Origin of the sequence: Kineococcus endophyticus (assembly GCF_040796495.1) — a bacterium.
In the GTDB taxonomy this organism is placed as follows: domain Bacteria; phylum Actinomycetota; class Actinomycetes; order Actinomycetales; family Kineococcaceae; genus Kineococcus; species Kineococcus endophyticus.
In genome coordinates this window covers 1-25,762 of sequence record NZ_JBFNQN010000003.1, presented here as the reverse complement: position 1 = coordinate 25,762, position 25,762 = coordinate 1, and the positions used below count along the sequence as shown (strand labels likewise).

At 67.1% G+C, this 25,762-nt stretch carries 25 protein-coding genes and 1 riboswitch; of the genes, 15 read left to right on the top strand and 10 right to left on the bottom strand.

Going from position 1 to position 25,762, the window contains the following annotated elements; all coding sequences use genetic code 11:
- Window positions 1–29: 29 nt before the first annotated feature.
- The 3 genes from AB1207_RS04280 to AB1207_RS04270 all read right to left on the bottom strand — a co-directional run bounded on the left by AB1207_RS04280 (window position 30) and on the right by AB1207_RS04270 (window position 3,329).
- Window positions 30–1,040 (bottom strand): hemolysin family protein, encoded by a 1,011-nt coding sequence (locus AB1207_RS04280; RefSeq protein WP_367636559.1) that lies wholly within the window; start codon window positions 1,038–1,040, stop codon window positions 30–32.
- Entirely contained in the window at window positions 1,033–2,433 is a 1,401-nt protein-coding gene (locus AB1207_RS04275; protein ID WP_367636558.1) for a hemolysin family protein, read from the bottom strand. The genes AB1207_RS04280 and AB1207_RS04275 overlap by 8 nt, the downstream gene beginning before the upstream one ends.
- 173 nt (window positions 2,434–2,606) lie before the next feature.
- On the bottom strand, window positions 2,607–3,329 hold the full coding sequence (locus AB1207_RS04270; protein WP_367636557.1) for a YqjF family protein: 723 nt from the start codon (window positions 3,327–3,329) through the stop codon (window positions 2,607–2,609).
- A 74-nt stretch (window positions 3,330–3,403) separates the two neighbouring features.
- A riboswitch (SAM riboswitch) is annotated at window positions 3,404–3,496 on the top strand.
- Window positions 3,497–3,573: 77 nt separating this feature from the next.
- Between AB1207_RS04270 and AB1207_RS04265 the strand changes: the two genes are divergently transcribed.
- From AB1207_RS04265 to AB1207_RS04255, 3 genes are all read left to right on the top strand, one after another.
- A complete protein-coding gene (locus AB1207_RS04265) occupies window positions 3,574–4,320 on the top strand; it encodes an ABC transporter ATP-binding protein (protein ID WP_367636921.1) in 747 nt (248 codons plus the stop codon).
- Window positions 4,321–4,400: 80 nt separating this feature from the next.
- Entirely contained in the window at window positions 4,401–5,393 is a 993-nt protein-coding gene (locus AB1207_RS04260) for an aliphatic sulfonate ABC transporter substrate-binding protein (RefSeq protein ID WP_437178873.1), read from the top strand.
- Complete coding sequence (locus tag AB1207_RS04255) at window positions 5,390–6,196, top strand: ABC transporter permease (RefSeq protein WP_367636555.1); 807 nt, start codon at window positions 5,390–5,392, stop codon at window positions 6,194–6,196. Before AB1207_RS04260 ends, AB1207_RS04255 begins: the two co-directional genes overlap by 4 nt.
- Here the strand turns inward: AB1207_RS04255 and AB1207_RS04250 are convergent.
- Window positions 6,177–7,334 (bottom strand): GNAT family N-acetyltransferase, encoded by a 1,158-nt coding sequence (locus AB1207_RS04250; RefSeq protein WP_367636554.1) that lies wholly within the window; start codon window positions 7,332–7,334, stop codon window positions 6,177–6,179. The genes AB1207_RS04255 and AB1207_RS04250 overlap by 20 nt on opposite strands.
- Window positions 7,335–7,523: 189 nt before the next feature.
- Here AB1207_RS04250 and AB1207_RS04245 point away from each other — a divergent pair, with 189 nt between their 5' ends.
- Window positions 7,524–8,993, top strand: a complete 1,470-nt coding sequence (locus AB1207_RS04245; RefSeq protein ID WP_367636553.1) for a flavin-containing monooxygenase — start codon at window positions 7,524–7,526, stop codon at window positions 8,991–8,993.
- Here the strand turns inward: AB1207_RS04245 and AB1207_RS04240 are convergent.
- Window positions 8,980–9,843, bottom strand: a complete 864-nt coding sequence (locus AB1207_RS04240; RefSeq protein ID WP_367636552.1) for an NmrA family NAD(P)-binding protein — start codon at window positions 9,841–9,843, stop codon at window positions 8,980–8,982. The genes AB1207_RS04245 and AB1207_RS04240 overlap by 14 nt on opposite strands.
- Window positions 9,844–9,931: 88 nt before the next feature.
- Between AB1207_RS04240 and AB1207_RS04235 the strand changes: the two genes are divergently transcribed.
- The 4 genes from AB1207_RS04235 to AB1207_RS04220 all read left to right on the top strand — a co-directional run bounded on the left by AB1207_RS04235 (window position 9,932) and on the right by AB1207_RS04220 (window position 15,373).
- Window positions 9,932–10,642 (top strand): TetR/AcrR family transcriptional regulator, encoded by a 711-nt coding sequence (locus AB1207_RS04235; RefSeq protein ID WP_367636551.1) that lies wholly within the window; start codon window positions 9,932–9,934, stop codon window positions 10,640–10,642.
- A 1,058-nt stretch (window positions 10,643–11,700) separates the two neighbouring features.
- Window positions 11,701–12,423, top strand: a complete 723-nt coding sequence (locus AB1207_RS04230) for a hypothetical protein (protein ID WP_367636550.1) — start codon at window positions 11,701–11,703, stop codon at window positions 12,421–12,423.
- Window positions 12,424–13,557, top strand: coding sequence for an XRE family transcriptional regulator (locus AB1207_RS04225; RefSeq protein WP_367636549.1), 1,134 nt, complete (start codon window positions 12,424–12,426; stop codon window positions 13,555–13,557).
- A gap of 124 nt (window positions 13,558–13,681) precedes the next feature.
- Window positions 13,682–15,373: a GmrSD restriction endonuclease domain-containing protein gene (locus AB1207_RS04220; protein ID WP_367636548.1), complete on the top strand. Its 1,692-nt coding sequence runs from the start codon at window positions 13,682–13,684 to the stop codon at window positions 15,371–15,373.
- Window positions 15,374–15,408: 35 nt separating this feature from the next.
- On the opposite strand, the gene AB1207_RS04215 is transcribed toward AB1207_RS04220, so the two are convergent.
- Window positions 15,409–16,521 (bottom strand): DUF4365 domain-containing protein, encoded by a 1,113-nt coding sequence (locus AB1207_RS04215; RefSeq protein ID WP_367636547.1) that lies wholly within the window; start codon window positions 16,519–16,521, stop codon window positions 15,409–15,411.
- A gap of 627 nt (window positions 16,522–17,148) precedes the next feature.
- On the opposite strand from AB1207_RS04215, the gene AB1207_RS04210 reads away from it, so the two are divergent.
- Window positions 17,149–17,721: an HD domain-containing protein gene (locus AB1207_RS04210; RefSeq protein WP_367636546.1), complete on the top strand. Its 573-nt coding sequence runs from the start codon at window positions 17,149–17,151 to the stop codon at window positions 17,719–17,721.
- On the opposite strand, the gene AB1207_RS04205 is transcribed toward AB1207_RS04210, so the two are convergent.
- Together AB1207_RS04205 and AB1207_RS04200 are read right to left on the bottom strand one after the other, a co-directional pair.
- On the bottom strand, window positions 17,709–18,185 hold the full coding sequence (locus AB1207_RS04205; protein ID WP_367636545.1) for an NUDIX hydrolase: 477 nt from the start codon (window positions 18,183–18,185) through the stop codon (window positions 17,709–17,711). The genes AB1207_RS04210 and AB1207_RS04205 overlap by 13 nt on opposite strands.
- A gap of 10 nt (window positions 18,186–18,195) precedes the next feature.
- Window positions 18,196–18,855, bottom strand: coding sequence for a DUF5919 domain-containing protein (locus tag AB1207_RS04200; RefSeq protein ID WP_367636544.1), 660 nt, complete (start codon window positions 18,853–18,855; stop codon window positions 18,196–18,198).
- Between the two features lie 209 nt (window positions 18,856–19,064).
- Here AB1207_RS04200 and AB1207_RS04195 point away from each other — a divergent pair, with 209 nt between their 5' ends.
- Genes AB1207_RS04195 through AB1207_RS04170 form a run of 6 tightly spaced genes read left to right on the top strand, consistent with a single transcriptional unit; the run spans window position 19,065 to window position 24,183 of the window.
- A complete protein-coding gene (locus AB1207_RS04195) occupies window positions 19,065–19,487 on the top strand; it encodes a plasmid replication, integration and excision activator (RefSeq protein WP_367636543.1) in 423 nt (140 codons plus the stop codon).
- A complete protein-coding gene (locus AB1207_RS04190) occupies window positions 19,487–19,786 on the top strand; it encodes a hypothetical protein (protein ID WP_367636542.1) in 300 nt (99 codons plus the stop codon). The genes AB1207_RS04195 and AB1207_RS04190 overlap by 1 nt, the downstream gene beginning before the upstream one ends.
- Window positions 19,786–21,300 (top strand): FtsK/SpoIIIE domain-containing protein, encoded by a 1,515-nt coding sequence (locus AB1207_RS04185; RefSeq protein WP_367636541.1) that lies wholly within the window; start codon window positions 19,786–19,788, stop codon window positions 21,298–21,300. Before AB1207_RS04190 ends, AB1207_RS04185 begins: the two co-directional genes overlap by 1 nt.
- 44 nt (window positions 21,301–21,344) lie before the next feature.
- Window positions 21,345–22,784 (top strand): replication initiator, encoded by a 1,440-nt coding sequence (locus tag AB1207_RS04180; RefSeq protein ID WP_367636540.1) that lies wholly within the window; start codon window positions 21,345–21,347, stop codon window positions 22,782–22,784.
- Window positions 22,785–22,813: 29 nt separating this feature from the next.
- The gene (locus AB1207_RS04175; protein ID WP_367636539.1) at window positions 22,814–23,014 is read left to right on the top strand and encodes an excisionase family DNA-binding protein; all 201 of its coding nucleotides are present in this window, start codon (window positions 22,814–22,816) and stop codon (window positions 23,012–23,014) included.
- Window positions 23,014–24,183, top strand: coding sequence for a site-specific integrase (locus tag AB1207_RS04170; RefSeq protein WP_367636538.1), 1,170 nt, complete (start codon window positions 23,014–23,016; stop codon window positions 24,181–24,183). Before AB1207_RS04175 ends, AB1207_RS04170 begins: the two co-directional genes overlap by 1 nt.
- Before the next feature lie 338 nt (window positions 24,184–24,521).
- Here the strand turns inward: AB1207_RS04170 and AB1207_RS04165 are convergent, their stop codons facing one another.
- Window positions 24,522–25,427 carry a hypothetical protein gene (locus AB1207_RS04165; RefSeq protein WP_367636537.1) on the bottom strand — a complete coding sequence of 302 codons (906 nt, stop codon included), beginning with the start codon at window positions 25,425–25,427 and terminating at the stop codon, window positions 24,522–24,524.
- 220 nt (window positions 25,428–25,647) lie between these two features.
- Window positions 25,648–25,762, bottom strand: a 115-nt coding sequence (locus AB1207_RS04160) for an integrase core domain-containing protein (protein WP_367636920.1), incomplete at its 5' end; no start/stop codon positions are given.

Genomic DNA, 25,762 nt, shown 5'->3' with positions numbered 1-25,762 from the left:
CGATCGTGCCACCCGCGCGCCCGGCCAGGTCAGGCGGGCGCGGGTGCGGGGAACAGCCGGCGCAGGACGTCGGACAGGGTCACGACACCCTCGACCCGTCCCTCGTCGGTCACGACCGCGAGGTGGTTGCTCGTCTCCCGCATGCGCGTCAGCGCGACGTGCAGCGTGGTGCCGCCGTCGAGCGTGAACACGGGCCGCACGAACTCCGCCGTCGGCGCCTCGTCCGGTTCGGTGAGGGTGTCCCGGACGTGGACGATCCCGTGCAGGTCGTCGGTCGAGCCCACGAGGATCCGCAGGTGGCCGGTGCTGCGGGACAGGTCCCGCACCTGCTCCACCGTCGCGCCCGCCGGCACGCTCGCCGGGGTCGCGCCGGGGCGCAGCAGGTCCCGCACCGTGAGCCGTTGCAGGTCCAGCGCCCCCGAGAGCTGGGCGGAGAACTTCGCGTCGAGCGCCCCGACGTTCGTGGAGTGCTCGAGCAGGTGCCGCAGCGAGTCCGGGCTGTGCCCGACGACGACCTCCTCGGTGGGGGTCGCGCCGACCTTGCGCACCAGGACGTTGGCCGCGGAGTTGAGCAGCTTCAGGACGGGGCGGAACACCCACATGAAACCGCGCATGGGGACGGCCAGCAGCAGGGCCGACCGCTCGGGGTGGGCGATCGCCCACGACTTCGGCGCCATCTCCCCCACGACGAGGTGGATGAACGTCACGACGAACAACGCCAGGACGAACCCGAGGACGTCGGCCGCCACGAGCGGCAGCCCGGCGGACTCGAACAGCGGGGTCAGCCAGTGGTGGACGGCCGGTTTGCTGATGGCCCCCAGCAGCAGGACGCAGGCGGTGATCCCGAGCTGGGACCCGGCCAGCAGGACGGTCAGCTCGTGGGAGCTGCGCAGCGCGGCGCGGCCGGAGACGGTGCCCGCGGCCTCCTCGAGGCGGTGCCGCTTGGCGCCCAGCAGGGCGAACTCGACGGCCACGAAGAACGCGCTCGCCGCGACGATGACGACCGTCGCGACGATGACGACGAGGGGGTTGTCAGTCATGCGTCACCTCCTTCGTGGTGTCCTCCGTGTCGGTGGCAACGTCGGTCGCGGTCGCGGCGCCGGTCAGTTCCAGTCGCACCCGGCCGGGCACGTGCCGTTCGACGGACAGGACCCGGACGTGCAGGACCTGCTGCTCGGGGTCGAGCTCGCCGAGGTCGAGCGGGAGTTCCACGTCGAGCTCGGCGCCCTTCTCGGGCAGCCCGCCGTGGGCGGCGATGACGAGACCGGCGATCGTCTCGTAGTCGCCGCGCGGCAGGTCCACGCCGAGCGAGCGTTCGACCTCGTCGACGTGCACCTCCCCGGACATCTCCCACACGCCGTCCCCCTCGACGGGGATGTACGTGGGGTTGTCCTCGTCGTGCTCGTCGGTGATCTCGCCGACGAGTTCCTCGGCGAGGTCCTCGACGGTGACGACGCCGGAGAACCCGCCGTACTCGTCGACGACGCAGGCGAGCTCGTTGCGCGACTCCCCCAGCTGCCGCAGCACGTCCGGCAGCCGCGTGAGCGTCGAGACGACGAGCGCGGGCCGCATGATGCGGGTCACCGGCGCACTGTCCTCCTCCTGCGTGGCGAGGAGGTCGGCGAGGTGGACGACGCCCAGGACGTCACCCGAGCCGGCCGCGAGGACCGGGTAGCGCGAGTGGCCGACGGCCATGAGCGCGCGGACGAGACCGAGGTCGGCGGACTCGTCGACGGTGTCGACGCGCGAACGCGGGATCATCGCGTGCTCGACGTCCTGCTGCGGGAAGTCGAGGATGCGGTCGAGAAGGACGGCCAGGTCGTCGGGCAGGTCACCGCTCTCGCGGGACTCCTCGACGATCGCCTCGAGGTCCTTCGGCGTCGCGGCGTGCTCGACGTCGTGGACGGGTTCGATCTTCAGCGCGCGCAGCAGGGCGTTGGAGGACTGGTCGAAGAACCAGATGAGCCAGCCGAACGCCTTGAGGTAGGCCAGCGTGGAACGGCTCAGCCAGGTCGCCACCGGTTCCGGCTTGGCGATGGCGAGGTTCTTCGGGAACAGCTCGCCGAACAGCATCTGGACGAACGTGGAGAACACGAGCGCCACGACGCCACCCACGGCGATGCCGACCCCGCTGGGGATGCCGACGCCGCCCAGGAGCGACCCGAGGGACTCCCCGATGAGGGGTTCGGCGACGTAGCCCACGAGCAGGCCCGTGACGGTGATGCCGAGCTGGGCTCCGGAGAGCATGAAGGAGGTGCGGCGCGTGACCGCGAGCGCGCGTCCGGCGCCCGGGTCACCGGACTCGGCACGGGCCCCCAGGCCCGAGCGGTCCACCGACATGTAGGCGAACTCCTGGGCCACGAAGTAGGCCGTCGCCGCGGTGATCGCGAGGACCACCACGACACCGAGGAGCAGGGCGAGCACGTCGGTCACGGGGTCACCTCACCGTGGCCGGGCGCACCCGCGCAGGGACTTGAAGGGTCGTCGGCGTGATCGTCGTCGCACATCGGCGGCGGCGGTCCTCTCCTGGGTCTCGGGAACGGTCTGTCAACGGTGAACGGAGCATCGCACGAGCGAGTTCCCTCGGCACGCCGTCGAGGACCGGGTCAGACCGGTCGGGGCAGGGCGAACCGCGTCGTGACGCGGCGGGCGAACGCGACGTGGTCGGGCGCGCCGCTGACCTGGACCCCCGCGGCCGCCACGAGACCGTCGTCGAGCTCCAGCAGTTCCGCCGACCGCAGCGGCCACCGCTCGTGCTCGTTCGCGATCCACCAGGTCCGGCCGAGGTGCTCGGCGTGCAGGCCGAAGCGCGACGTGAGGAACACGCCCAGGTCGTCGACCGCCGTGCCGCCCTCGCGGACGGCGACGCGGCTGGTCACGCCCTCCCGCGTCCGGCACGTCCACAGCAGTTCCCGCGCGCCCTCCTGCACGCGGATCGCGTGGCGCATGTGCGACCACCGGTAGGGCAGCCCGAACGCCAGCTGCGCGCCCAGCACGACCGCGAGCCGGCTCGCGTCCAGGCTCGCGAAGACGACGCCGCGCCGGCCCTCGTCGTCGACGGAGTAGAAGCGGACGTTCGTCTCCAGGAACGTCCCCGCGTACGGCACGCTGACCCGCCGGCCCGGCCCGGCGCCGCGGAGGGTGAAGGGGATGAGCCCCACGTAGGTGGCGCCGTCCAGCACGTCGGGGCGCACCCCGGGGGGCATGAACGGGGCTATGCGCTCGGGGTCGACGGCCCAGTGCAGGAAGGCCAGGTCGTCCCAGTGCTGGTGCATCATCACCGGCCCCGTGAGGGCGACGGCCTCGGGCGAGGGCAGGCGGTCGATCACCGGATCAGGGTGCCCGAGGACCCCCGGTCCGGCGACCGGTTCGGCAGCACCCCCACAGCTGGCCTACAGTGACGCCACCATCCAGAGCGGCCGAGAGACCTGGCTCGACGACGCCGCAGCAACCGCCTCCTCGTGAGGTGTGGTGCTCATGCCGGGACCGATGGAGGAGATCGTGACGACGACACCCGTGACCGGCAACGCCCCCGCCCCCACCGCGCCGACCGGCCGGGTCGACGCCGCCGGCGTGACCCTGCGCGGGGTCAGCCGCTCCTTCGGCGGCCGCCGGGTCCTCGCCCCGCTCGACCTCGACCTCGCCGCCGGCAGCACGGTGGCCCTCGTCGGCGCCTCCGGCTGCGGGAAGTCGACGCTGCTCCGCCTGATCGCCGGCCTCGACACCCCGACGTCGGGGGCGGTGGAGGTCGCCGGGCAGCCCGTCCGCGGCGTCCACCCGCGCACGGCCGTCGTGTTCCAGGAGCCGCGCCTGCTGCCGTGGCGCGACCTCGCCGGCAACGTCGCCTTCGGGTTGCCCCGCGGGACCGACCGCGCCGCAGGCCGGGCCGAGGTGCTGCGCTGGCTCGAGGTCGTCGGGCTCGAGGAGTTCGCCGACCACCGACCGCGCCGCGTCTCCGGCGGCATGGCCCAGCGGACAGCCCTGGCCCGCGCCCTCGTCCGCCGCCCCGGGGTGCTCCTGCTCGACGAGCCGTTCGCGGCGCTCGACGCGCTGACCCGGCTGAAGATGCAGGACCTCCTCGACGACGTGCAGCGCAGCACCGGCGCGACCGTCGTCTTCGTCACCCACGACGTCGACGAGGCCCTGCACCTCGCCGACCGGGTCCTCGTTCTCGGCCGTTCCGACGAGACCGGGGACGGTGCCGGCATCGTCCGTGACCTCGCCGTCGACGCCCCCCGCCCGCGCGACCGCGCCGACGCCGCCACGGCCCGGCTGCGTGTCGAACTGCTCGACCTGCTCGGCGTCCCGCGCTCCGCCTGACGCACCCACCTCACCCCCCACCCCCTGGGAGACCTGTGTCCACGCTGCCCTCGTCCACGTCCAGCACCTCCCGTCGCGCCCTGCTCGGCCTCGGTCTCGGCGGTCTCGCGCTCACCGCGGCCGCCTGCGTCCAGGGCGAGTCGTCCTCCGGCAGCCCCGCCGCCGCGCCCGCATCGGGCTCGGGCGGTGGCGACCGCGTCCGCCTCGACTACGCGCTCTACAACCCGCTGAGCCTCGTGGTGCGGGAGCAGAAGCTGCTCGAGGACGCCGGGCTGACCGTCCAGTGGGAGCAGTCCCAGGGCAGCAACAAGGCCAACGAGTTCCTCCGCAACGGCAACCTCGACCTCGCCTCCACCGCGGGGTCGGCCGTGCTGCAGGCCCGCACGAACGGCTCCCCCGTGCAGACCGTCGAGGTCTACTCCCAGCCGGAGTGGACCGCGCTCGTCGTCGGCAAGGACTCGACGGTCACCGACGTCGCGGGTCTGCGCGGCAAGAAGATCGCCGCGACGACCGGCACCGACCCGTACTTCTTCCTGCAGCAGGCCCTCGCCCAGGCCGGGTTGTCCGGCACCGACGTCGAGATCCTCAACATCCAGCACGCCGACGGACGCGCCGCACTCGAACGCGGGGACGTCGACGCGTGGGCGGGCCTGGACCCGAACATGGCCGCGACCGAGCTCCAGGCGGGGTCGAAGCTGCTGTACCGCAACGTCGACTTCAACACCTACGGCGTGCTGAACGCACGCGAGGAGTTCGTGCAGAACTCCCCCGACCTCGTCCAGCAGGTCGTCGACGCGTACGCGAAGGCCCGTGCGTGGGCGCTGGCGAACCCCGCCGACCTCGCCACCCTCTACGCCACGACGGCGCAGTTGTCCCCGGAGGTGGCCGCCCGCGTGCTGGAGCGCACGACGCTCGACCTGGACGGGGTTCCGGGCGACGCGCAGCGGACCGTGCTGTCGGGGATCGTCCCGCTGATGGCCGCGACGGGCGACGTGCCGTCGGAGGACGCGGCGCGCAAGGCCCTCGACACGTTGCTCGTGCCGGAGTTCGCACAGAAGGCGAGCGCCGCGTGAGCGTGCTGGACGCTGGTGCTGCGCCGGCGGCGGCGGACCGCGCCCCGACCCGGCGGCCGCGGTCGCGCTGGTGGCTGGGAGCCGTCGTCCCCGTCGCGCTCGTCGTGGCCTGGTGGGTCACGACGGCCGCCGGGTTGTTCCTGCCGAGCCAACTTCCCTCCCCGGCCGACGTCCTCACCGCCGCACAGCAGCTGTCGGCGACCGGCGCGCTGCAGCTGAACATCGCGATCAGCGTCCAGCGCGTGCTCGTCGGGTTCGCCTGCGGCGCGGTGGCGGGGCTCGTCGTCGGTGGTCTGACGGGGTCCTCCGCGACGGCCTACCGCCTGCTGTCCCCCACGCTCGGCGCCCTGCGCGCCGTGCCGTCCCTGGCCTGGGTCCCGTTGCTGGGGCTGTGGATCGGGCTCGGCGAACCCCCGAAGATCACCCTCGTCGCGATCGGGGCGTTCTTCCCCGTCTACACGACGGTCGTCTCCTCCCTCACCCACCTCGACCCCGCGCTCGTCGAGGTCGGCCGCGCCTACGGCCGGCGCGGGCTGGGCCTCTTCACGTCGGTCCTGCTGCCCGCCACCGCCCCGGCCCTGCTGTCGGGGTTGCGGCTCGGGCTCGCTCAGAGCTGGCTGTTCCTCGTCGCCGCCGAACTGATCTCGTCCTCCATCGGCCTCGGCTACCAGATGACGAACGGGCAGAACACCTCCCGCACCGACCAGGTGTTCCTGGCGATCATCCTGCTGGCGCTCCTGGGCAAGGCGACCGACCTGGTCCTCGGCGTCGTGGAGAACCGGGTCAAGGCTTCCCGGGAGTGAGCCGGACCCGGTGCGCTCGCCGCGCCTCGGCGAACCCGGCGAGGACGGCGTGCGCGTCGAGGGCGAGCGTCAGCGCCTTGGACCGGCGGCGCGGCCCGACGACGGCGAACTCCGTGGAGGTGCGCACCTCGTCGGTCCACCGGAGCTTGGCCTGGTTGGGGCCCGTCGACAGGTTCAGCACCCGGTGCCCGGCTTCCTGCGCGTCCTTCACGGCGAGGGACAGCAGGTAGGTCACGGCCGAGTACGGCCACGCGCGTTCGGACACCCCGGACGTCGAGGAGTAGCTGGCCGAGCGGGTGTGCAGGACGAGTTGGCTCGCCTCGACGGTCTCGCCGACGAGCAGTTCGTAGACGCTCGCGCCGCCGTGCTCCCCGGCGCGGGTCACGACGTCGCGCAGGTAACCGAGCACGCGCGGGTCGGCGTAGATGTCGGCGTGCACGGGGCGGCCGTCGCGCAGTTGCGAGCGCTCCCCGTGCAGGGCGACGAGCCGGTCGAACGCGGCGGGCAGGAGCGCGGGGTCGGTGACCCGGCGCACGGACCAGCCGTCGGCACCGACGTCGCGCGTGAGCCGGTTCCGGGCGCGCCGCAACGACTCCTTGAGGTTCCGGCGGCCGGCGTAGACGTTGTCGACGCCTTCAAGCCGCAGCACCGCCGACGGCCGGGTGCGCCGCTGCAGGAGGGTGAAGGACCAGTCGGGCAGCCACTCCGGCTCGAACCACGGGACGTTCTCGCCGAGCGCGAACTGCGCCACGTCCCAGCCCGTGGGGTCGGCGCAGAGGTGGCCGACGACGGCGCGCGCGACGTCGCGGGCGCACGTCGGGTCGGTCAGCAGGGCGGGCTGCTCGAACGGCCCGATCCACAGGCTGCCGGTGCCGATGGGTTGCACGAGCGTCGCCAGGCCGCGCAGCACCGAGCGGCGGTACAGCGGGGCGATGCCCACGAGGCGGTCGCCGTCGCGGACCTCGAGCACGAGCGGTTCGTGGCGGGGGTCACCGGCGAAGTGGTCCAGCCAGGTGAGCGCCCAGTCGGGTCCGGTGAAGGGGTTGGCCTCGCCGGCGGCGTCGTGCAGCGCCTGCCAGTCGTGGGCGAGCTTCTGCACCGCGGTGAGCTGCCGGTGCTCGGTGACGTGCAGGTCCATGCGGCACTCGTTCCCTCGGTGAGCGGTGGTCTGCCCCGATGCTGCGGGGTGCGGACGGGTGAGGTCGATGACCCGGTGCGTCCGTGCAGGGCCGGACGGGGGACGAATCACCTCCTCGGCGCACCCGGGTTCCCGACGAACGGGTGACTCCGGTATCCGACGGCGACCACGGGGTCCGACGCTGGCGGCATGAGGATCGCTGTCGTGGGCGCCGGGCCGTCCGGCCTGGTCACCGCCGCCGTGCTGACGCAGTTCGGCCACGAGGTCACCGTGCTGGAGAAGGCGCCCGACCTCGGCGGCGTGTGGAGCTCGACCCGGCGCTACCCCGACGTGTCGACCCAGGACGACCGCGTCTCCTACGCGTTCTCGGACGTGCCCATGCCCGCGGACTTCCCCCTGCACCCCACCGGGAACCACGTCCGCGCCTACCTCGAGCACTACGCCGACGTGAAGGGCGTCCGTGACCGCGTCCGCCTCGGTGCGACGGTCGAACGCGCCGTCCCCGCCGGCGACGGCTGGTCCGTGCAGGTCCGCGACGCGCAGGGCGTCTCCCTCCTGGACGTCGACTGGCTCGTGCTCGCGAACGGCGTGTTCTCGACCCCGCACGTGCCGGACTGGCCGGGCCGCGACGTGTTCGACGCCACCGGTGGGCAGGTCGTCGAACCCACCCAGCTCGGCGACGGTGCCGTCCTCGCGGGGCGCGACGTCGTCGTCGTGGGCTGGGGCAAAACCGCGTGCGACGTCGCCGTCGCCGCGTCGCGGACGGCGCGCTCGACGACCGTCGTGGCCCGGGCCGTCCGGTGGAAGGTCCCCAAGCGCATCGCCGGATCGTTGACGTTCCGCCACCTGCTCCTGACCCGCCTCGGGGAACACCTGATGGCCCCGGAACGGACGACCCGCTTCCAGACCCTGCTCGCCACCGTCGACGCTCCGGTGCGGCGCGCGGTGCTCTGGTCCCTGGCCCAGCGGATCGCCCGCCGCACGGGTGCGCGCGGAGTCGGTCTGCTGCCCGACACGCCCCTGCCCTACGCGGACAGCCTCGTCACGGACGGGTTCTTCGAGGCGGTCCGCAGCGGTCGCATCACCGTCCGCCGCGAACGGTCGATCACCGCGCTGGGTGCGGGGGACGTGCAGTTGTCCGACGGGTCGCGCGTGCCGGCGGACGTCGTGGTCGCCGCGACGGGTTTCGACCAGGACCTCTCCCCGCTGGACGCGTCCGTGCGTGAACGCCTGCTGGACGCCGACGGCGTCATGGCGCTGCACCGGCGGATCCTGCCGGCCGACGTCCCCCGCCTGGCGTTCGCCGGATGGGGCAACACCTACCGCAGCCCCCTGTCGGCGGAGGTGGGCGCGGTGTGGCTCGCCGGCCACCTGGCGGGCGTGGTGCCCGCTCCGCGCCGGGACGAGGTGCAGCGCACGGGCCACCGGTTCCACCTGACCCACCGGCAGGCCGCCGCCCACCGGCAGCAGCAGGTACCGAGCGGATCGTTCGCTGTGCTCGACCAGATGCTCGACGACCTCGGTCTGCCGCTGCCCGCCGCCGTGCGACGCGGTCAGTGGACGACACCCCTGACCCCGGCGAGCTACGCGTACCTCGTGCCCGCGCTGCGGGCGCGGATGGGCGCGGTGACGGAGCGAGCGTCGGTCACCGCCCACTGACGGCGGCCTCCAGGAGGATCCGCAGCGGCGTCGCGGGACGTCCGAGGAGTTCGGCCAGGGTCGGGTCGACGACGGAGAACTCCCCCGCGCGGGACGCGCGGAACATGCCGAGCGTGAACTCCGATGCGCCCACCGGAACTCCCGCCGCCGCCTGGTCGGCCAGCCACTGCTCGTCGTCCACGACGACGCGGCGCACCGGGCGACCCGAGACGTCGGTGAGCACCCTTGCGACGTCGGCGAGGTCCAGGGCATCGGGCCCGGTGAGAGGTGGCGTGGGCCCCTCGGCCGGGTTCTCGGCCAGCAGCGTGCGCGCGGCCGCCTCCGCGAGGTCGTCGTGCCCGGTCCACGAGACCGGACCGTCGGCGGGGGCAGTGAGCTCCCCCGTCGTGAGCGCGTCGCCGAGCAGGTACGGCACCGTCGTCGCGTAGAACCCGTTGCGCAGCGCAGTGAACGGGCCGCCGGCGGCGAGGTGCTCCTCCGTCGCGGCGTGACCTCGGGCCGGGCTGAACTGCGAGGCGCGCGAGGCCGCCTGGTGGCTCGTGTAGAGGACGCGCTCCGCGCCGGCCGCCCGAGCCGCGTCGACGGCGGCGCGGTGGGCCTGCGCCGCCTGCGCCGCGTCGCGGATCGCGGCGGAGACGACGAGCACGCGCTCGGCGCCCTCGAAGGCGCCGGCCAGCGCGTCGGGATCGAGGAAGTCGGCCGCCCGCACGCGGACCCCCCGCGCGGCGAGGTGGGCGGCCGTCGCGGCGTCGCGGACGCTCACGCCGATCCGCTCGGCGGGGACCCGGTCCAGGAGCGAGTGGACGATGCGCGACCCGAGCTGGCCGGTGGCACCGGTGACGACGTACATGGAGGCTCCTCGTTTCCGTCGATACCGCCGGATCGGTACCATTGACAGCACCGTACCTCTGGAAACGGCAAAGCGCTACCATCGTTCCGTGACCGTCTCCACCGAGGATGTCGAACGCGACGGCGTGCGCCTCCGCCTCATCCGCGTCGCCAGCAGCCTCCTGGCCGACAAGGGCACCGCGGCCGTCACCACCCGGGCCGTCGCACAGGCCGCCGGGATGCAGGCGCCGGCGATCTACCGGCTCTTCGGGGACAAGGACGGGCTTCTCGAAGCGGTCGCCGAGCACGTCATGGACGGCTACGTGGCGGAGAAGTCGGCCCACGTCGCCGCGACGGAGAGCGATCCAGTGGCGGACCTGCACGCCGGGTGGACGTCCCACGTGGAGTTCGGCCTCGCGAACCCCGCCCTCTTCCGGTTCCTGCACGACCCCGAGCGGGCCCCCTCCCCCGCCACCGAGGCGGGTCTGGAGGTGCTGCGGACTCGGGTGCACCGCGTCGCGGCCGCCGGACGGCTGCGGGTGAGCGAGGCCCGCGCCGTCGCGATGGTGCACGCCGCCGGGACCGGCGCCGTCACGACCCTGCTCGCCGCCCCGACCGCCGACCGCGACCCCGGCCTCGCCGACGCCCTGTGGGACGCGGTGTCGCGCGCCATCCTCACCGACGGGGCTCCCGTCGAGGCGGGTGCGGCGCGGACCGTCGCCTTCCGCGCCACCGCAGCGGAACTGCCGGGGCTGAGTGACGCCGAGAAGAGCCTGCTCGAGGAGTGGCTGCAGCGGTCGATCGAGGCCGCGCAGGGATGAGCCGGAGACGACTAAGGGCCCGAATCCGCTCAGCGGATCCGGGCCCTTCATGGCGATCTGGTCGGGGTGACAGGATTTGAACCTGCGGCCTCTTCGTCCCGAAGCTTCGTAGGTAGGTGAGCTACATCCTTCCCCTTCTACTGCCGTCTCTCCTCCAGCCCATAGGTGTCCCTGGTCGTCCGGGTCTGTTGTCACGCAGTTAGACACTCGCTTGGTGCGTCGACGACAGCAGCTTGGGAGGGCGCGAGGCAGGTTTGTGGTCGACCGAGAGCTCGTGAGGTGCCACGAGTGACCTCCGGGGCGTCTCTCCAGCGCTGCTCGCCTGCGGTCAGACAGGAGGCGGTCATCATCGCAGCTGGGTCACAGACGCGCTCCGGCATCGCCAGAGCCTGGACACGGCGGCCTGGCCTGTGGGCTCCTCATGCCCAGCAGCCACACAGACATCCAGTGGCAAGCCCCGCAGCGGAGCGAGGGGTGCGGCAGCACTACATGGATGACCACCAGTCCCGGCGTTGCATCCGCCTTGCTGACACCTGCCGCCTAATCTTTACCGGTCTGCGTGGTGGTCGTTGCCCATTGAGGAGACCCGCCTGCGGTTCGAGGTCGCTAGGCACTGCGAGCACACCTACTAGGTAGCGCTGTCTTCCCCAACCTCTATGTGCGCAGTGAGCAGCGGATTAAAAGAGTAGGGATAGGAGTCCGAGCAGGTCCGGGGAGGGTGGCTGACCCGCGGCGATGGTGCGCCGGTGTGCGGGGACAACGGGACGACTGCCGTCGCGTTGCCGTCAGGACTGCCGTCAGCGCGTTCTGCTGCCCATCGAGTCTGTCCATCTGCAAGGGAGGACTCGCTGGTCGAAGAGGCAACGTGTCTCCTGTCATGCCCGGTCTTCCTGGAGTTCGTGTCGGAGGCGACTGCTCTGATAGGGGAGGAGAGTGCCTGCGGCATGCGCCCGCAGCCGCCTGAGCGCGGCGGCGTGTCTGCTTGCCTTCGGACCAACGAGCACTTATGGTTTTGCTACCGCAAGTGAGGTGCCGATTCCATAAGCTGGGGAGTGTGCATGACGGTCAGCGGTTCGCAGAGTGGGCGCGATGATGAATGGCAGCGTCAGCAGGAAGAGCGCGCGAGGCGGGAATCTGAACGGAGGCGTCTGTCGCCATTCCGTCTCACTACCGAGATGTGCCACCATGTTTGTGCGGCGGCACTCGTCGAGTACCGGAGCGCACCTTCGCGTGGCTCGGCCAATGGGCCTGGGACCTACGCCTACCAGGGCGGCCTCTCCGAGCTGACCGATCAGCTTGAGGATGTTGGATACCTGCGTGACGACGTCCTAAATCTCCCTGTCTTCATCAACGAGGATCTCGGACGGGCCATGCTGTTCACCTCTGGCGATGAGCTGACGGGCACAATCGTCCAGGGACAAGCGCCTTCGACGAAGTACCCCAAGGGCGGGGTTACGCATCGGCTGATCCAAGGTAACCGTCGTCCTGGTCAGGACGTGCTTGGCTCGAGCGTCTCCTTTGAGGCTCTCCGCCCAGATCACGAGAGGCGGAGCGAGGAGATTAGTCAGCTGTTGGAAAAGCTGCAGGTGTATGTCTACCTCATGCATTTCGACCTGCAAACCATGCAGATCCGCCATGAGATTTCGTTGCCTCGCCCGCGGCAAGGAGACGGGTACGTGAAGTCTTGGCTCGAGCGAAACCTGATCTCCGCGTATCCTATTGGGCCTGAAGAGATTCGTGGCGGAGAGACCGAAATTAACTTTCCGGTTGACCCTCTGTAAGTGGGAGTGAAATTGATTGAGCCATCGCGCCTAGTTCTTGCTAGAAAGCGCGCCGGGCTCACGGCATCAGCCCTTGCTCGGCTCGTGGATGTTACACCGCAAAGCATTCACAATTATGAGGCGGGGCGGCAAAGCCCTACAGAAGACACGTTGATCCGCATTGCGGGCGCCTTGATGCTTCCGGAGAGTTTCTTTCGTCTAGGCCCCGTCTCTGACATAACAGCGGATGAGGTCTCTTTCCGTGCGCGAACTAAGATGGCGTCGCGTGTTCGAGGTATGGCAATCTGTTCCGCCCAACTTGCTGTCGAAGTACGGGACTACGTGCTGTCGACTTTCAAAGTTCCGTCGGTCGATGTGCCCTATATCGAGCAGGACATGGAACCCGCCCTTGCCGCAGACTACGTTCGTTCGCGCTGGGGTTTGGATCGTGATGCCCCCGCACCCAACATGGTGCATCTGCTGGAGTCAAAGGGCGTCGCCGTGTTCTCGCTGCCGCCACTCGGTGAGCATCTTGACGCCTTTGCGTTCTGGCGCAATGACGAGCCGTTCGTGCTACTAAACCTGCAGAAGAGCGCCGAGCGGGGGCGGTTCGACGCGGCTCACGAGCTGGGACATCTCGTGCTGCATCGGGACACCACCCGGCTCAACGGACGTGACGTTGAACGAGAAGCCAATGAGTTCGCTTCAAGCTTTCTAATCCCAGCGACAGGAATTAAGCGTCGCATGCGTTCGAACACCACCTTGGATCGAATATTGCAAGAAAAATCCTATTGGCGTGTTGCGGCCATGGCCATGGCCTATCGGCTGCATGCGCTCGGGTTGCTGTCCGATTGGTCATATAGAAACAATGTCATTGCCCTTGGGCGCTTGGGCTACAGGACGGGTGAGCCGGCAGGCATGGAGCGCGAAAGGTCGCTTCTCTTCCAAAAAGTCTTTGCGGCTAGCAGCCGTGGAGTTGCAATTAAGAAAATGTCGAGCGAGACGGGGCTTCCTTTGGGGGTGCTAGGAGAACTTACGTTTAGTGTTGAGCCGACTACCGTGCCCTCCTTGGGGGTGACAAGCCCCAGCGCAGAGCGCATAGACGAAGTGAGCTCGGTATGGCCCCGCCCGAAGCTTAAGGCCGTTGGCCACTGATTTACTAGCGCCCCCACGCGCTGTTTGACTCAGCAATTTCGCTCGAGAGTGCGCAAGTAGTGGCCAATGTGCACTTGCCTTGTTCTCGACCTCCACTCTAGATGCCTCAAGTTCTTGTACTTGGGTGCATGACGAAGGGACGCACATGGATGCCCGCAATCGATCGGTCGCTGACTGGTTGCCTAGACTTCGGAGTGGACAGGTCCAGCTGCCCCGGTTCCAACGCTTTGAGGCATGGGGTTACGGACAGGTCAAGGCTCTCCTGGAGAGCATCATCAATGATCTCCCCGCTGGTGCTGTAACGGTTCTTGAGGTCGGCGACAACCCGCCCTTCAAACATCGTGAGTTGGCAGGAGCTCCGGGAGCGAAAGAGCGGCTCAATGAATTGCTTCTCGATGGGCAACAGCGCCTTACCGCACTTTGGCGTAGTCTTACGGGTGACTATGAGGATCGGACGTACTACGTCCTTCTAAATGAGGAAAGTAGTACAGATTACGGCGGCAGGGCAGTGGCGGCAGTCAAGCGCACTTACAAAGAGGGGAAGAAATACCCTTTATGGGCTGATGACCCTGCGCAATGTTTCGCTAAGGGCTATGTGCCGGCAACACTCTTGTTGCCAGAAACGGTTGGCGGGCCACCACTTCAGGAGTGGATCAAGGCGGCAACCAGCGGTGACTCCGCTCAGGGCATGGAGCTGATGGAATTGTTAACAAAGCTCCGAGGTAAGGTTAGTTCGTTCAATCTGCCGGCAATCTCCCTTCCGGTAGGTACTTCGAAAGCAACCGTCTTGGAAGTATTTACGCGCATCAACACTGGCCACACGCCGCTCAGTGCCTTTGATATCGTGACCACCGATGTTGAAGAGGCGGTAGGCGCATCCCTGCACGACCTACTCGACACACTTACGGGGACAGTGGCGGGCTTGAGTCGGTATGGCGATGTTCAGGACATCGTCTTGCGAACTGCTGCGCTCATGCAGAATCAAACTCCGGACCGGCCCAGCATTCTGGATCTGAACTGGAACCGAGTCGTGGATGAGTGGCCCTTGTTGGTCGACGGAGCACTCAAAGCCGTCGAATTCCTGGAGCAGGAACGTTTGTTCGATGCGGCACGCTTGCCTATCGTCACCCCGGTTCCGGCGCTCATTGCTCTCTGGTCTCAAACAAGAGATCTAAAGCCAGACGCGGTGGGTGCTGCCCGCACTAACTTGCGGAAGTACCTCTGGCGTGCTTTCTTTACTGAAAGGTACGAAAGCTCTGCTCATACGCAAGTTATTAAGGACGTGCGTGAACTTGCAGACCTGCTCCATGGCAAGAGGTCGCCCGATAAGGTTGACATCTTCAACCTACCCTTGCCTGCCAGCGACGAATTAGCAACGGCGGCTTGGCCCAAGAAGCGAGACCGCTTGGCGCGGAGCGTATTGGCTGTGTCTCTCTACGGCTCAGCAATTGACTTGGCTGACGGCTCAAGCGTCAGCGCCGCCAGTCTCGGCCGACGCGAGTATCATCACGTTTTTCCAGACGGGTACCTGAAAAAATTGGGAGAGAAAACTCCATCTTCGCTCGCCTTGAACTGCGCCTTGATCACGTGGCGCACTAACCGAACCATCAGTGACAAAGAACCACTCCAGTATATGAAAGAAAGGTCGGAGGCCAGTAGCCTCGGTGATGAAGAAATTCTTTACAGATTGAAGACGCACGCCATCCCGTCGGGACCGCTTTTGACGAACAACTATCAGACCTTTTTGGACGAACGTCGTCAACTGGTCGAGGAAGCCATGAAGCAACTGACAGAAGGCATGCCTTTCAGCCCATGAGGCGCTGGGTGGGTGGGGTTGACGGGCGCACGGCGTCATAGCCTTCCAACCCCACCGCCATGGCCCTGTTTGTCTTCAGGCGTTCTACCCAGGCACTCTCGCGCTGCCGCCTCCAGGTGTGTCGGTGACTCGCCGTCTACAGTCGCTGCGCATTCAGAGTTTATGCCCGGGCGGTATTTGCTTGCGGCAGTGTCGTCCATCATTGCAGCAAGAGACGTGGGGAGCCGCCATTCTCGGACAACTTCTTCATACATCCGCCCTAGACTCACAGCCTGCCGCGTGACATCTACTAATAGCCGAACAAAGCGTTCCACGGCATCAATGGGTCGAGGATCGACAAATATGGGAAGTTGCTTCGATAATGCCTCATACCCTTTTCGCACATCATCGAGGGGTGACCAGTACCCCGGACCAGTGTGCTCCCAAATATCCAGTCGGAGATTTTCTCGCAGGAATATTTGGATCATGGACAAGACCCTAGGGTCGATTTGCGCCTGCTGGGGATCTTCTTCATTGGCGATAATACCCCATGACGGTGCAACACTCTCCAACTCAATGCGCTGATATACAAAAGTATTGAAGGCTGCGTAAAACTTGCCCCGCCGAGCTAGAAGCCAGATATAGGCAATGCTGTCATCCGTGGAATCCAATACATTCCAGGTTGGGAGGTAGATTGTGTGATGTGCCTGCTCGGCGTAGTCAGGATTCTCGGGAAGCAAAATTTTCTGAATATAGTCGTTAAGGCAAACAAAGTAAACGATGTCCTCTTCGAGGTCGGCCACGAAGAGCAAGGCTGGAACGGCGGCACCCATCGCCTCGATTGTAAGCAATTCGTTAGTATCAAGCGAGTAAGTCACGACCTCGATGTCAACTGCATCTCCTTCCGTCGGGTGCGGGTCAGTCTTAAGGACATTGGTCCGCGAACGCACGGTTTTGGTCAGTTTCCTGACGCCTCCCTTGATGCCCTTAACTTGGGCGTAAAAGTGTTCGCCAAGCGTATCCGAGTTGCCGGAATCATCCGGTAGACGGTCAAAAACCTCGATATGTACATCGAGGCCATAATCGGGATTTAGCTCACGGGTGACCCACTCTGTAGGTAGCTTTCTTTTGACTAGGTCCACACCGAGTGCTCCAGTAACGTGGTTCACCTGCCGTCGCTTTCGATGACGGGGACTAGCTGGCTTTTCGATCATCGGGCTCACCTGCTCGAATGAGTTGAGTAGGTCGTAATTGCCTCTGGCAATTCTCGGCAAAGATGTGTGATTTCGGATATCAACACATGGACTCCAGCTCCCTGCGGCACTTTCTCTCCTTCGGCAGTGGTTATTGAGTTGAGCACACCGTGGTCAGTGCGCTTAACGCGTATCGGGTCGGTCTAGTTTAGTCCGGACAGCTAGTTACGTCAGACTAGAAAATGGAATGCTCAAGAGGCCGTTAGGGAGGCAAGACCTTCGATGCTGCGGTACACGGTAATCACGCCAGCACTCGACGCACTCCTCCCCGCTCTTGGGCAGCGCAACCCGGACGGAGGGAGAACCCTATTATCACTGGACTGGTGCTGACTATTCATAGCGTTCGAGGTGAGGCTCACGCATAACCTGCGTTGGGCGGGGCGCGTGAGCCGCGCGAGCACGGCCGTCAGGCCGCGCGCAGGGTGACGAGCAGTGCCACGGCCAACGCGACGGGCGTAGCCCGTCGCCTTGACGGAGTAGAGAAAGTTCTCACAGCACCGCGAGAGGGTCTCCTGGGGTTTGCCCCGTCCCTAGAGTGGTGCCGTGGTCGAGGCGTACGAGCTGACTGAGCTGACGGTCGACTCTGCGCGGACTGCCGCGGCCCGGCTGCTCGGGCACGACGAGCATCGATGGGCGCATGTGCAGGCGGTCGCGAGCAAGGCAGCTCAGGCCGCGGCTGTCCTAGGGCCTGCGGATGGCGACCTGCTGGTGGTGACGGCGTGGCTGCATGACGTCGGCTACGCCGCCCCGCTGGTCGTCACCAAGTTCCACTCGCTTGACGGGGCTTTGTGGCTGCGCGGACAGGGGCAGGAACGAGTAGCTTGCCTGGTCGCTCACCACTCCTGCGCGTCGTTCGAGGCGGGTCTTCGGGGCCTATCAGAGTTGATGGCCACCTTCTCCGATGAGGGGACAGCGGTACGGGACCTTCTCACGTACTGCGACATGACGACCGGACCGCGAGGACAGGCCATGACGCTTGCCGAGCGCTTGCTTGACGTGGAGCGGCGCTACGGCCCGGGTCATGTCGTAACGCGTGGACTGCGTTCCGCAGAGGCTGAGCTATCGCATCAGCTGGCCGCGGCCAGTCGACTGCTGGGGGCCACTCACCCGATGTAGGCGCTGGTCTCGTCCCGCAATGCAACTTGCACGCGCAGCAGGATCGACGGGTGCACCCGGTCCTCGCTCATGGCTTCGAGATCGTCCGGGGTGTGCCAGCCGACCTCGCGGGTTTCGGCGCTCAACTGAGGGCTTCCTCCGGTCACGTGGCCGGCGAAGCAGATGGAGAACTGCTGACGGACCTCCCCATCGTCGTAGCTGACGACATGGCCGGGGTCAGAGAACACGCCCACCAGGCGATCAATCTCGACCTCATAGCCAGTCTCCTCACGCGCCTCGCGCACAGCGGTGTCCTTGATGAATTCACCCGGCTCCATGCCGCCACCGGGGATGGACCAGCGGTCGGTGTCGCTACGGCGGTGCATGAGCACTTTGCCGTCTCGCACCACGACCACGCTGGCGGCTGGCACCAGGCTGTTCGGGGCCGGGGCGTGGGGGTCTTGGTAGTGATCGACGCGAGGCACGTCTCCGAGCCTAGAGGGGCGTCGTGGTCTCCCAGACGTCGTCCATGTGCTGCGCCAGGTTGTCGAAGACGCCGCCTTGCCCTACGCGCCGGAGGTGGAAGAGGGGGGACTCGTAACCGGGACGTCCGAAGAGGTGAGGGGTGTACAGCAGTTCGTCGTCGAAACGGAAGATCGAGTTGTACATGGTGGTGCGGTGCAGACGGACCTCGGTGAGGTCGGGGCGAACGCATGCGTCGAGGTGCCGCAACGAGGACCGGATGCGCGGCGCGATGCCGCCGCCGAGCTTCTCCTCGGCGTCACGAGCAGCGACTTCAGGGCTGTCCGGATCGGCGACGGCGATGCGCACGCGGCATCCGTCCCCCGCCTTGGCGACCAGCCGGGTGGCCAAGGCCGGGTAGAGCTCGGGCAAGAACTGGACGGCGTACCCGAGGACGTCGACCGCCCGCCTTGCGTCGTCGATCAGACGTGTCCAGAGCGCATTGGGCGCATCTGCGCGGTGCGCGTAGGTGGCGACGACCTCCGCGGTGCTGCCCGCGCCACTGTCCACCCGCGCTTCGCTGCTGGGCCACAGGTACGCCTCGTCTTCGGTGACGAGCTTGGCGACGGCCCACCGGTGACGCTGATGCGGGACTCGGCCTCGCAGCCAGCGTTGGACCGTCTTCTCGTCCACTCCCGTGACGCGGTGAACGTCCTCCAGAGTCACTGTGGCGCGGACCATCGCGCGTCGCAGTCGTTTCGTTCTCCATGGCACCTCTTCCGCTGGGACGTTTTGACCCTATCTCAAGACGTCCCAAAACGTCCCGCTGGGCTGTTCGAACGTCCTTTCGAAACGAGTGGACTCGTGCCACGGCAGACGGCCGCTGACATGAGGAGGACGATATGGCGATTCAGGGCGCGATTCCGTTGGGGCAGGACCTAGTGTTCCCGTACGGCGCGTACGTGGTGGGTGAGGTCGAGCAGGTCCAGGACTTTGACCGCCGTCAGGCCGGGGAGGTCGATTTTCAGTCCCGGGACAAGAACACCGGTGAACGGCTCTGGGCGGTGCGCGTCGTGGACGCCGACCCCGAAGCTCGTCGCGGTCAGGCCGAGGTCGTGGTGAAGGTCATGGCCGAGCACCAGCCTGTTCCGCCGGCCCCGTTGCCGGGCCTGCCCTTCCGCCCCGTCGTCTTCGACGGGCTCACCGCCACCCCGTACGTGGACACCAACCGCGCCCGCCCTCGTCTGGCGTGGTCGTTGAAGGCGACGGGCATGTCGGCTCCCGGCAAGACCGCGGCGAAGACTGACGCTGGGCGGGCCGCCTGATGCAGTCCCAGAAGCTCCAGGAAGATCAGAACGAACGGGACAGCATCGCCACGCAGATCGGAGCGCTGCTGCGCTCCCGTCCCGGCTCACAGACCTCGCTCCGTGAGCGAGCGGCGTGGTTCGAGCGCAAGGCTGAGCTGTTCGGACGGCTCGCCGAGCACTACGGCCCGATCGACCCGCAGGAAGCGGCGGATTGCCGCTGCCTGGCGACCGTCGCCGCTGAGCAGAGCGCCCGACTTCGCACCGTCCCCCGCCACCCGGCAGGACGTGCCCTGCTCCGCACGGCGGAGGTGGCGTGATGGGTGGCCGTCCGCAGGGCGTCGTCACCCACCAGCCGTCACAGCCGAGCACCGCGCAGACCACCACCGGGTCTGACGACTGGATCGCTGAGCTGATCGTTTCGCTGCTGTCCCTGGTGTGGTGGATGGTCAAGACCGCCGTACAGCTCGCGTGGCGCTTTCCGCTCGTCGCGGCCGTCCTGGTCGTGGTCTGGTGGGCGTACACCCGCGACCGCCTCCTCCCGGTCGGCATCGTCGTCGTAGTCCTCGTCCTGGTGCTGGTGGTGTGGCGGTTCGCCTGGCCGGTGTCCTTCAACCGTCTCCTGGCTCAGCCCGCGTGGCGGCGGCGCAAGCGGCGGGCGATCCGGCGCAACTGGCCAGGATTGTGCGAACGGGTGGGTTTGGCGATGGCCGTCACCGACCGCCGCTCTGGTCGGCGGGAGTCGTGGACACCGGGCCTGTCGCGGCTGCGGTGGGCCTCTCGGGAGCACCTGGTCCTGACCGGGCGGGTGCACGTCGTAGCCGGGCAGACCGTCGACGACCTGGCAACGGCGGCGGAGACCCTGGGCGCCGCGTGCGGCGCTTGGTCGTGCCGGGTCCGCAAGACCGGTCCTCGTACTGCCGTCGTCACCTGGCTCTACGGCGACCCCCTCGCTCAGGTCGTCACCCCACTGCCCATCCCCCAGGTCCTGGATGCCTCCGCGGTCCCGGTGGGTCTGCGTGAGGACGGTCAGCCATGGCTGCTGCGCCTGGCCGCCACCCACGTCCTGATCGTCGGGGTCACCGGCGCAGGGAAGGGCTCGGTGGTCTGGTCGCTGCTCGGCGGCATCGCCGTGGGCATCCGCGACGGGCTGGTGCAGGTGTGGGCGGTGGACGGCAAGGCTGGGATGGAGCTGCAGCCGGGCCGGGACCTGTTCACCCGGTTCGCGACCACCGTCGAGGACGGTGTGCAGCTGCTGGAAGACGCCGCGGTGCTCATGACGGAGCGGGCCGCCCGGATGGCCGGCACCTCCCGCCGCCACGAACCAAGTACCCGGGAACCGCTGCTGGTGGTTCTGGTCGATGAGGTTGCGCTGCTCACCGCCTACACCCCGGACCGCAAGCTCCGCGACCGTGCGGAGAAGGCGCTGGCTGCGATCGCCACCCAGGGACGGGCCCCGGGCGTCGTTCTGGTTGCGGCGCTGCAGGACCCCCGCAAGGAAGTCCTCGGCCTGCGCAACTTGTTCCCGACGAAGATCGCGATGCGCCTGGACGAGAAGTCTCAGGTCGACATGGTCCTGGGTGAGGGGGCTCGGGAGTCCGGGGCGCTGTGCCACCAGATCTCCGACACGGCCCCCGGCGTCGCGTACGTCAAGGTTGATGGCGTCCGTGAGCCCGTGCGGGTTCGCGCGGCCTACTACGACGATCAGGCCATCACCGACCTCGCCCGCACTCACGCACCGAGCACGAGGTCACGATCCCGGCCGGTGTTCTCCGTCGTCGACGAACCCCAGTCCGAGCCGGATGATCACGCCCGTCAGGCGGGTGCCGCGTGAACGTCCTGTCTCCCACCGCCGAGGCTGAGGTCGGTCGCCGGCTGATGTCCCCGACCTTCGACCGCTGGGCCGAGCAGGCCGCGAACTGCGGGCACTGCGCCCGCCCGATCCGCCTGCGCGGGCAGGCCACCACCGTGGATCGCGTCACCGGCGAGGTGCTCTCGACCTACGATTCCGCGAACGAGCCGGACGGCGTGCTCTACACCCGTTGCGGCAATCGCCGCGCCAGCGTCTGCCCGTCGTGCTCCCACGAGTACAAGGGCGACATGTGGCACCTTCTCGCTGCCGGTGCCGCGGGAGGGATGAAGGGTGTTCCGGAATCGGTGGCTACGCATCCGCTGGTGTTCGCCACCCTCACCGCCCCCTCCTTCGGTGCCGTCCACGGGCTGCGTCGCAGGAACGGCCGTCCGAGCATGTGCCGGCCGCGGTCGACATCCGCGGTCTGCGAGCACGGCAACCCCGCTGGCTGCCGCACCGTCCACACCGAGGGCGACCGTCGGCTGGGGCAGCCGTTGTGCGCGGAGTGCTACGACTACACCGGGCATGTCGTGTGGCAGTGGTGGTCCCCGGAGCTGTGGCGTCGCTTCACCATCGCCCTGCGTCGGGCTCTGGCCGCCTTCCTGGGGTTGACGCAGAAGGACACCCACGCGCTGCTGCGGGTGTCGTTCGCGAAGGTGGCGGAGTTCCAGCGCCGCGGGGTGGTGCACTTCCACGCTCTCATCCGCCTGGACGGCCCTCCTGCTGACGACGACGCGTTCCCTGCCCCGTTGACGGCGGTGTCCGCGCAGCAGTTGTGCAACCTCGTCCATGTCGCCGCCGCGCGGGTGTGGTTCGACGCCCCCGCCACCGAAACCCGTGGGGAGCTGCGTCGGTTGCGGTTCGGGACTCAGGTCGATGCTCGCGCCGTCACCACGGCAGCGACCCGCGAGGCCGGGCGTGCCGACCACCCCGACGATGGTCTGCACCCTGAGACCGTCGCGGCGTACATCGCGAAGTACGCCACGAAGGCGTGCAACGACTTCGGCCTTCCGCCGGGTCTGCGCGATGCCGAGGCGGCGCGGCGGATGGGCATCGTCGAGCACATCTGCCGACTGCTCGCTGAGGTGCAGCACCTCGCCCGGACGGGCGGGACGAAGTACCTGCCGCTGGCGAAGTGGGCGGCAATGCTCGGTTTCCGGGGGCACTTCTCAACGAAGTCCCGCCGCTACTCCACCACCCTTGGCCGGTTGCGGTCAGCGCGAAAACGGTGGTCGGTGCAGCAGCTGCGCGACCGCCTCACCGGCCGCACCACCTCGTCACTGGATCAGAACGCCGCCGTGGAGCCGCCCGAGGTCGAGGACTCGACGTTGGTCGTCAGCTCCTGGTCCTTGGACGGCATCGGCTGGTTGACCGCTGGGGACGCCGCCCTAGCCGCCACCGCCGCCGCGCAGGCCCGTAAGTGGACCGACGACCGCGCCCGCGCCCGCCGCGCCTCACAGCTTTGACCCCTACCCCACGACCCGAAGGGCCCACGATGAACCACGAGCAGCGCACCGCCCCCAGCCGGCTCCTCTACCGCGTGCAGGACGCCGCCGACGCGCTCAGCTTGAGCCGCAGCGTCATCTTCGAACTCCTGCGTTCCGGTCGTCTCCGTTCGGTGCACGAAGGGCGCACCCGACTCATCCCCTACGAGGCGCTGGTCGAGTACATCGCTTCTCTCGAGGACGCGGCCTGATGCCCACCCGTCGTGGTCGCGGTGAGGGCGGTCTGCACTGGGACGAGAAGCGGCAGCGGTGGATCGCCAGCGTGAGCCTGGGCTTCACCCCCGCAGGGAAGCGCATCGTCAAGCGCGGCAGCGGCCGGACGAAGACCGAGGCTCGAGCCAAGCTGAAGGAGGTGCTGCGTGACCAGGACGACGGTCTGGCCATCGCCCCGAACGACTACACCGTGGCCCAGGCCGTCGAGGACTGGCTCGCCTACGGCCTGCACGGGCGGTCGGAAACGACCGTCACCACGAACCGGATCCTCGCCCGCACCCACGTCATCCCGGACATGGGAGCTCGTCGTCTTCGTGACCTCAGCGCGGAGGACGTGGACCGCTGGCTGGCCAAGAAAGCGCAGACGCTCAGCACCCGCACGTTGCAGGGCATCCACTCAGTATTGAACCGGGCGGTGAAGCGGGCGATGGCGCGGGACAAGGTGAAGCGGAACGTCGTCGCGTTGTGCAGCGTGCCGCGGGGACAGGGTGGCCGGCCGTCGAAGGCGCTGACGATGGAGCAGGCTGACGCCGTGCTGCGGGCGGTGGAATCGACTCGTCTCCGCGGGTATGTCGTGCTGTCGATGCTGACGGGGGCTCGCACTGAGGAGCTACGCGCGCTGCGCTGGGACCACGTCGACCTCATCGGACGTCTGGACGCCGTTCCGCCCATTCCGGCGCACGTGGCGGTGTGGCGTTCAGTGCGATCCGGTGGCGACACGAAGACGCGCAAGTCCCGGCGTACCCTCGCTCTCCCCCAGCGGTGCATCGAGGCGTTGCACGCCCAGCGTGAGCAGCAGCACTGCGACCGTGTCATGGCTGGTGCTCGATGGGTCGAGACCGGTCTGGTTTTCACGTCGAAGGTCGGTACTCCTCTCGATCCCTCGCATGTGCGGCGGGACTTCCGAGCGGCCATTGCCCCCGCGGAGGACGTGGACGCGGCTGAGTGGACACCGCGGGAACTGCGGCACAGCTTTGTGTCGCTGCTCTCAGATAGCGGGTTACCGCTGGAAGAAATCTCGCGACTCGTGGGGCATAGCAGCACCGCAGTAACCGAACTCGTCTACCGCAAGCAAATCCGTCCAGTAGTGCAATCAGGCGCGACGACCATGGATGCCATTTTTGGCCTATCGTCACGGTCGCAATGACACGAATTAGCACACTAGAGTGCTGGCATGACAATTGGCACGAAATCCAGCCTAATTGCGCGCAAAGGGTCGACATGGGAGCGCATGGTGAATGTCTGGCGTTCCGCGTGATCTGTCGGTTCAGAGTCTGAAGTGAGGTACAGGGGGTGAGCCTCGATCACCTGCCTTGCCTTCACGAGAAGGCCATCTACGTCTTTGCGACCACGAATAAAGAGCACAATCGCAACATGCGTATCGCGCCAGACGACGTAACGACGGAGCAATTGGTCTATTGCATCGTTGAATTTGGCGGGACCGTCCCAAAACTTGCATTCAGCAATGAACGCATCCCTGTCTCGTCACCGAAGGAGGATGTCGCTTTTTCCTTCACCAATAAAGGTCTCTCCTGTTGCCAGGCCTCTCCAGTTAGCATTTAAGAGGAAAAGCAGGACGTCCCTAATGGACTCCTCGTCTTCCCCAGCGATCCGACTCGCAGTACGCGGCAGTCGCTCAAGAGCTTTACCAAAAGACGTAATGGTGGCCAGCAGGGATTGAGCTATCGCTTCAGTGAGCCTGTACTCGGGGACTCCGTTAGCAGCAGACTGTTCAATCTGCTCTAGGTTGATGATTTCCCGGCTCACTGGAATGTGCATAACTTCACCGGGAAGAACGCGCTCCAGGTTAATGTCTGCGGCCACAGTAGCTGATCGCGCTATTTCAACACGTCGGCGCCGCCGATCCAAGAGAACTGCGACCTTAGATCGCATTTCGTCGCGATGGTCAGCCACTTCTTTCGACACCTCGCGGCAAGACGTTGCCAACGCTGTTTTCCAACTGTTTAAACTGTGCAGAAGGTTCTCTTCTAGGCGGGGGTCATCTAGCATCTCATCCCTGACTTCGACACTAATCGAAACAGTCCAGCTATGATCTCGCGATTGGTTATTTCCTGCCGAGGTAAACACGTTTTTCCCGTGAAGAAGGCTGGCGGCTCCCGTCACAGGCGCGTGAAAGTTGATCTGCAGAACAGATGCACTGGCCGAATCGGGACGATACTCGCGCCGGTCGCTCCAAATTTGATTAAGTTGAGGTACTGGCGGCTTAGCGGCCCACTCTTCGACTATAGCCTCCACCAAGACGGCGTTATCTGCAGAGATGAGCACGCCCTCTTCGACATGGATGACCTCATCCTCTGCGCCAGCTAGCCGACTTCCAAACTCCGCGTCCCATACGTTGGGGCGGTAAACGCGACGTTGGTGCATGGACATTGATGCAGAGTAGACCATCGATCCGATTGCATGGTGGCAGTTGCCCTACACCGAGCCTGTGGTCCGCGACGGCACTGGGCCGTGCGCTTCGCACAAAAGACCATAGACAATTTAAGTCTACAAGAACCGTAGGATTTCACCGCCTGTCGGCCAACGCCTCGCGAATTTCCCTATCGAGTAGTCGGCCGATTTCCTGCAGCCCTCTAGGTGTACCCAGCCATCACGTTGGTGACAGGCGGCTGATCGGGGGCAGGCCACCGAGGGCGCTGTGACGGCGGCCAGTGTTGTAGTGCTCCAGCCACGGGGCAAGTGCCTGGGCGCGCTCGGTGTTGCTG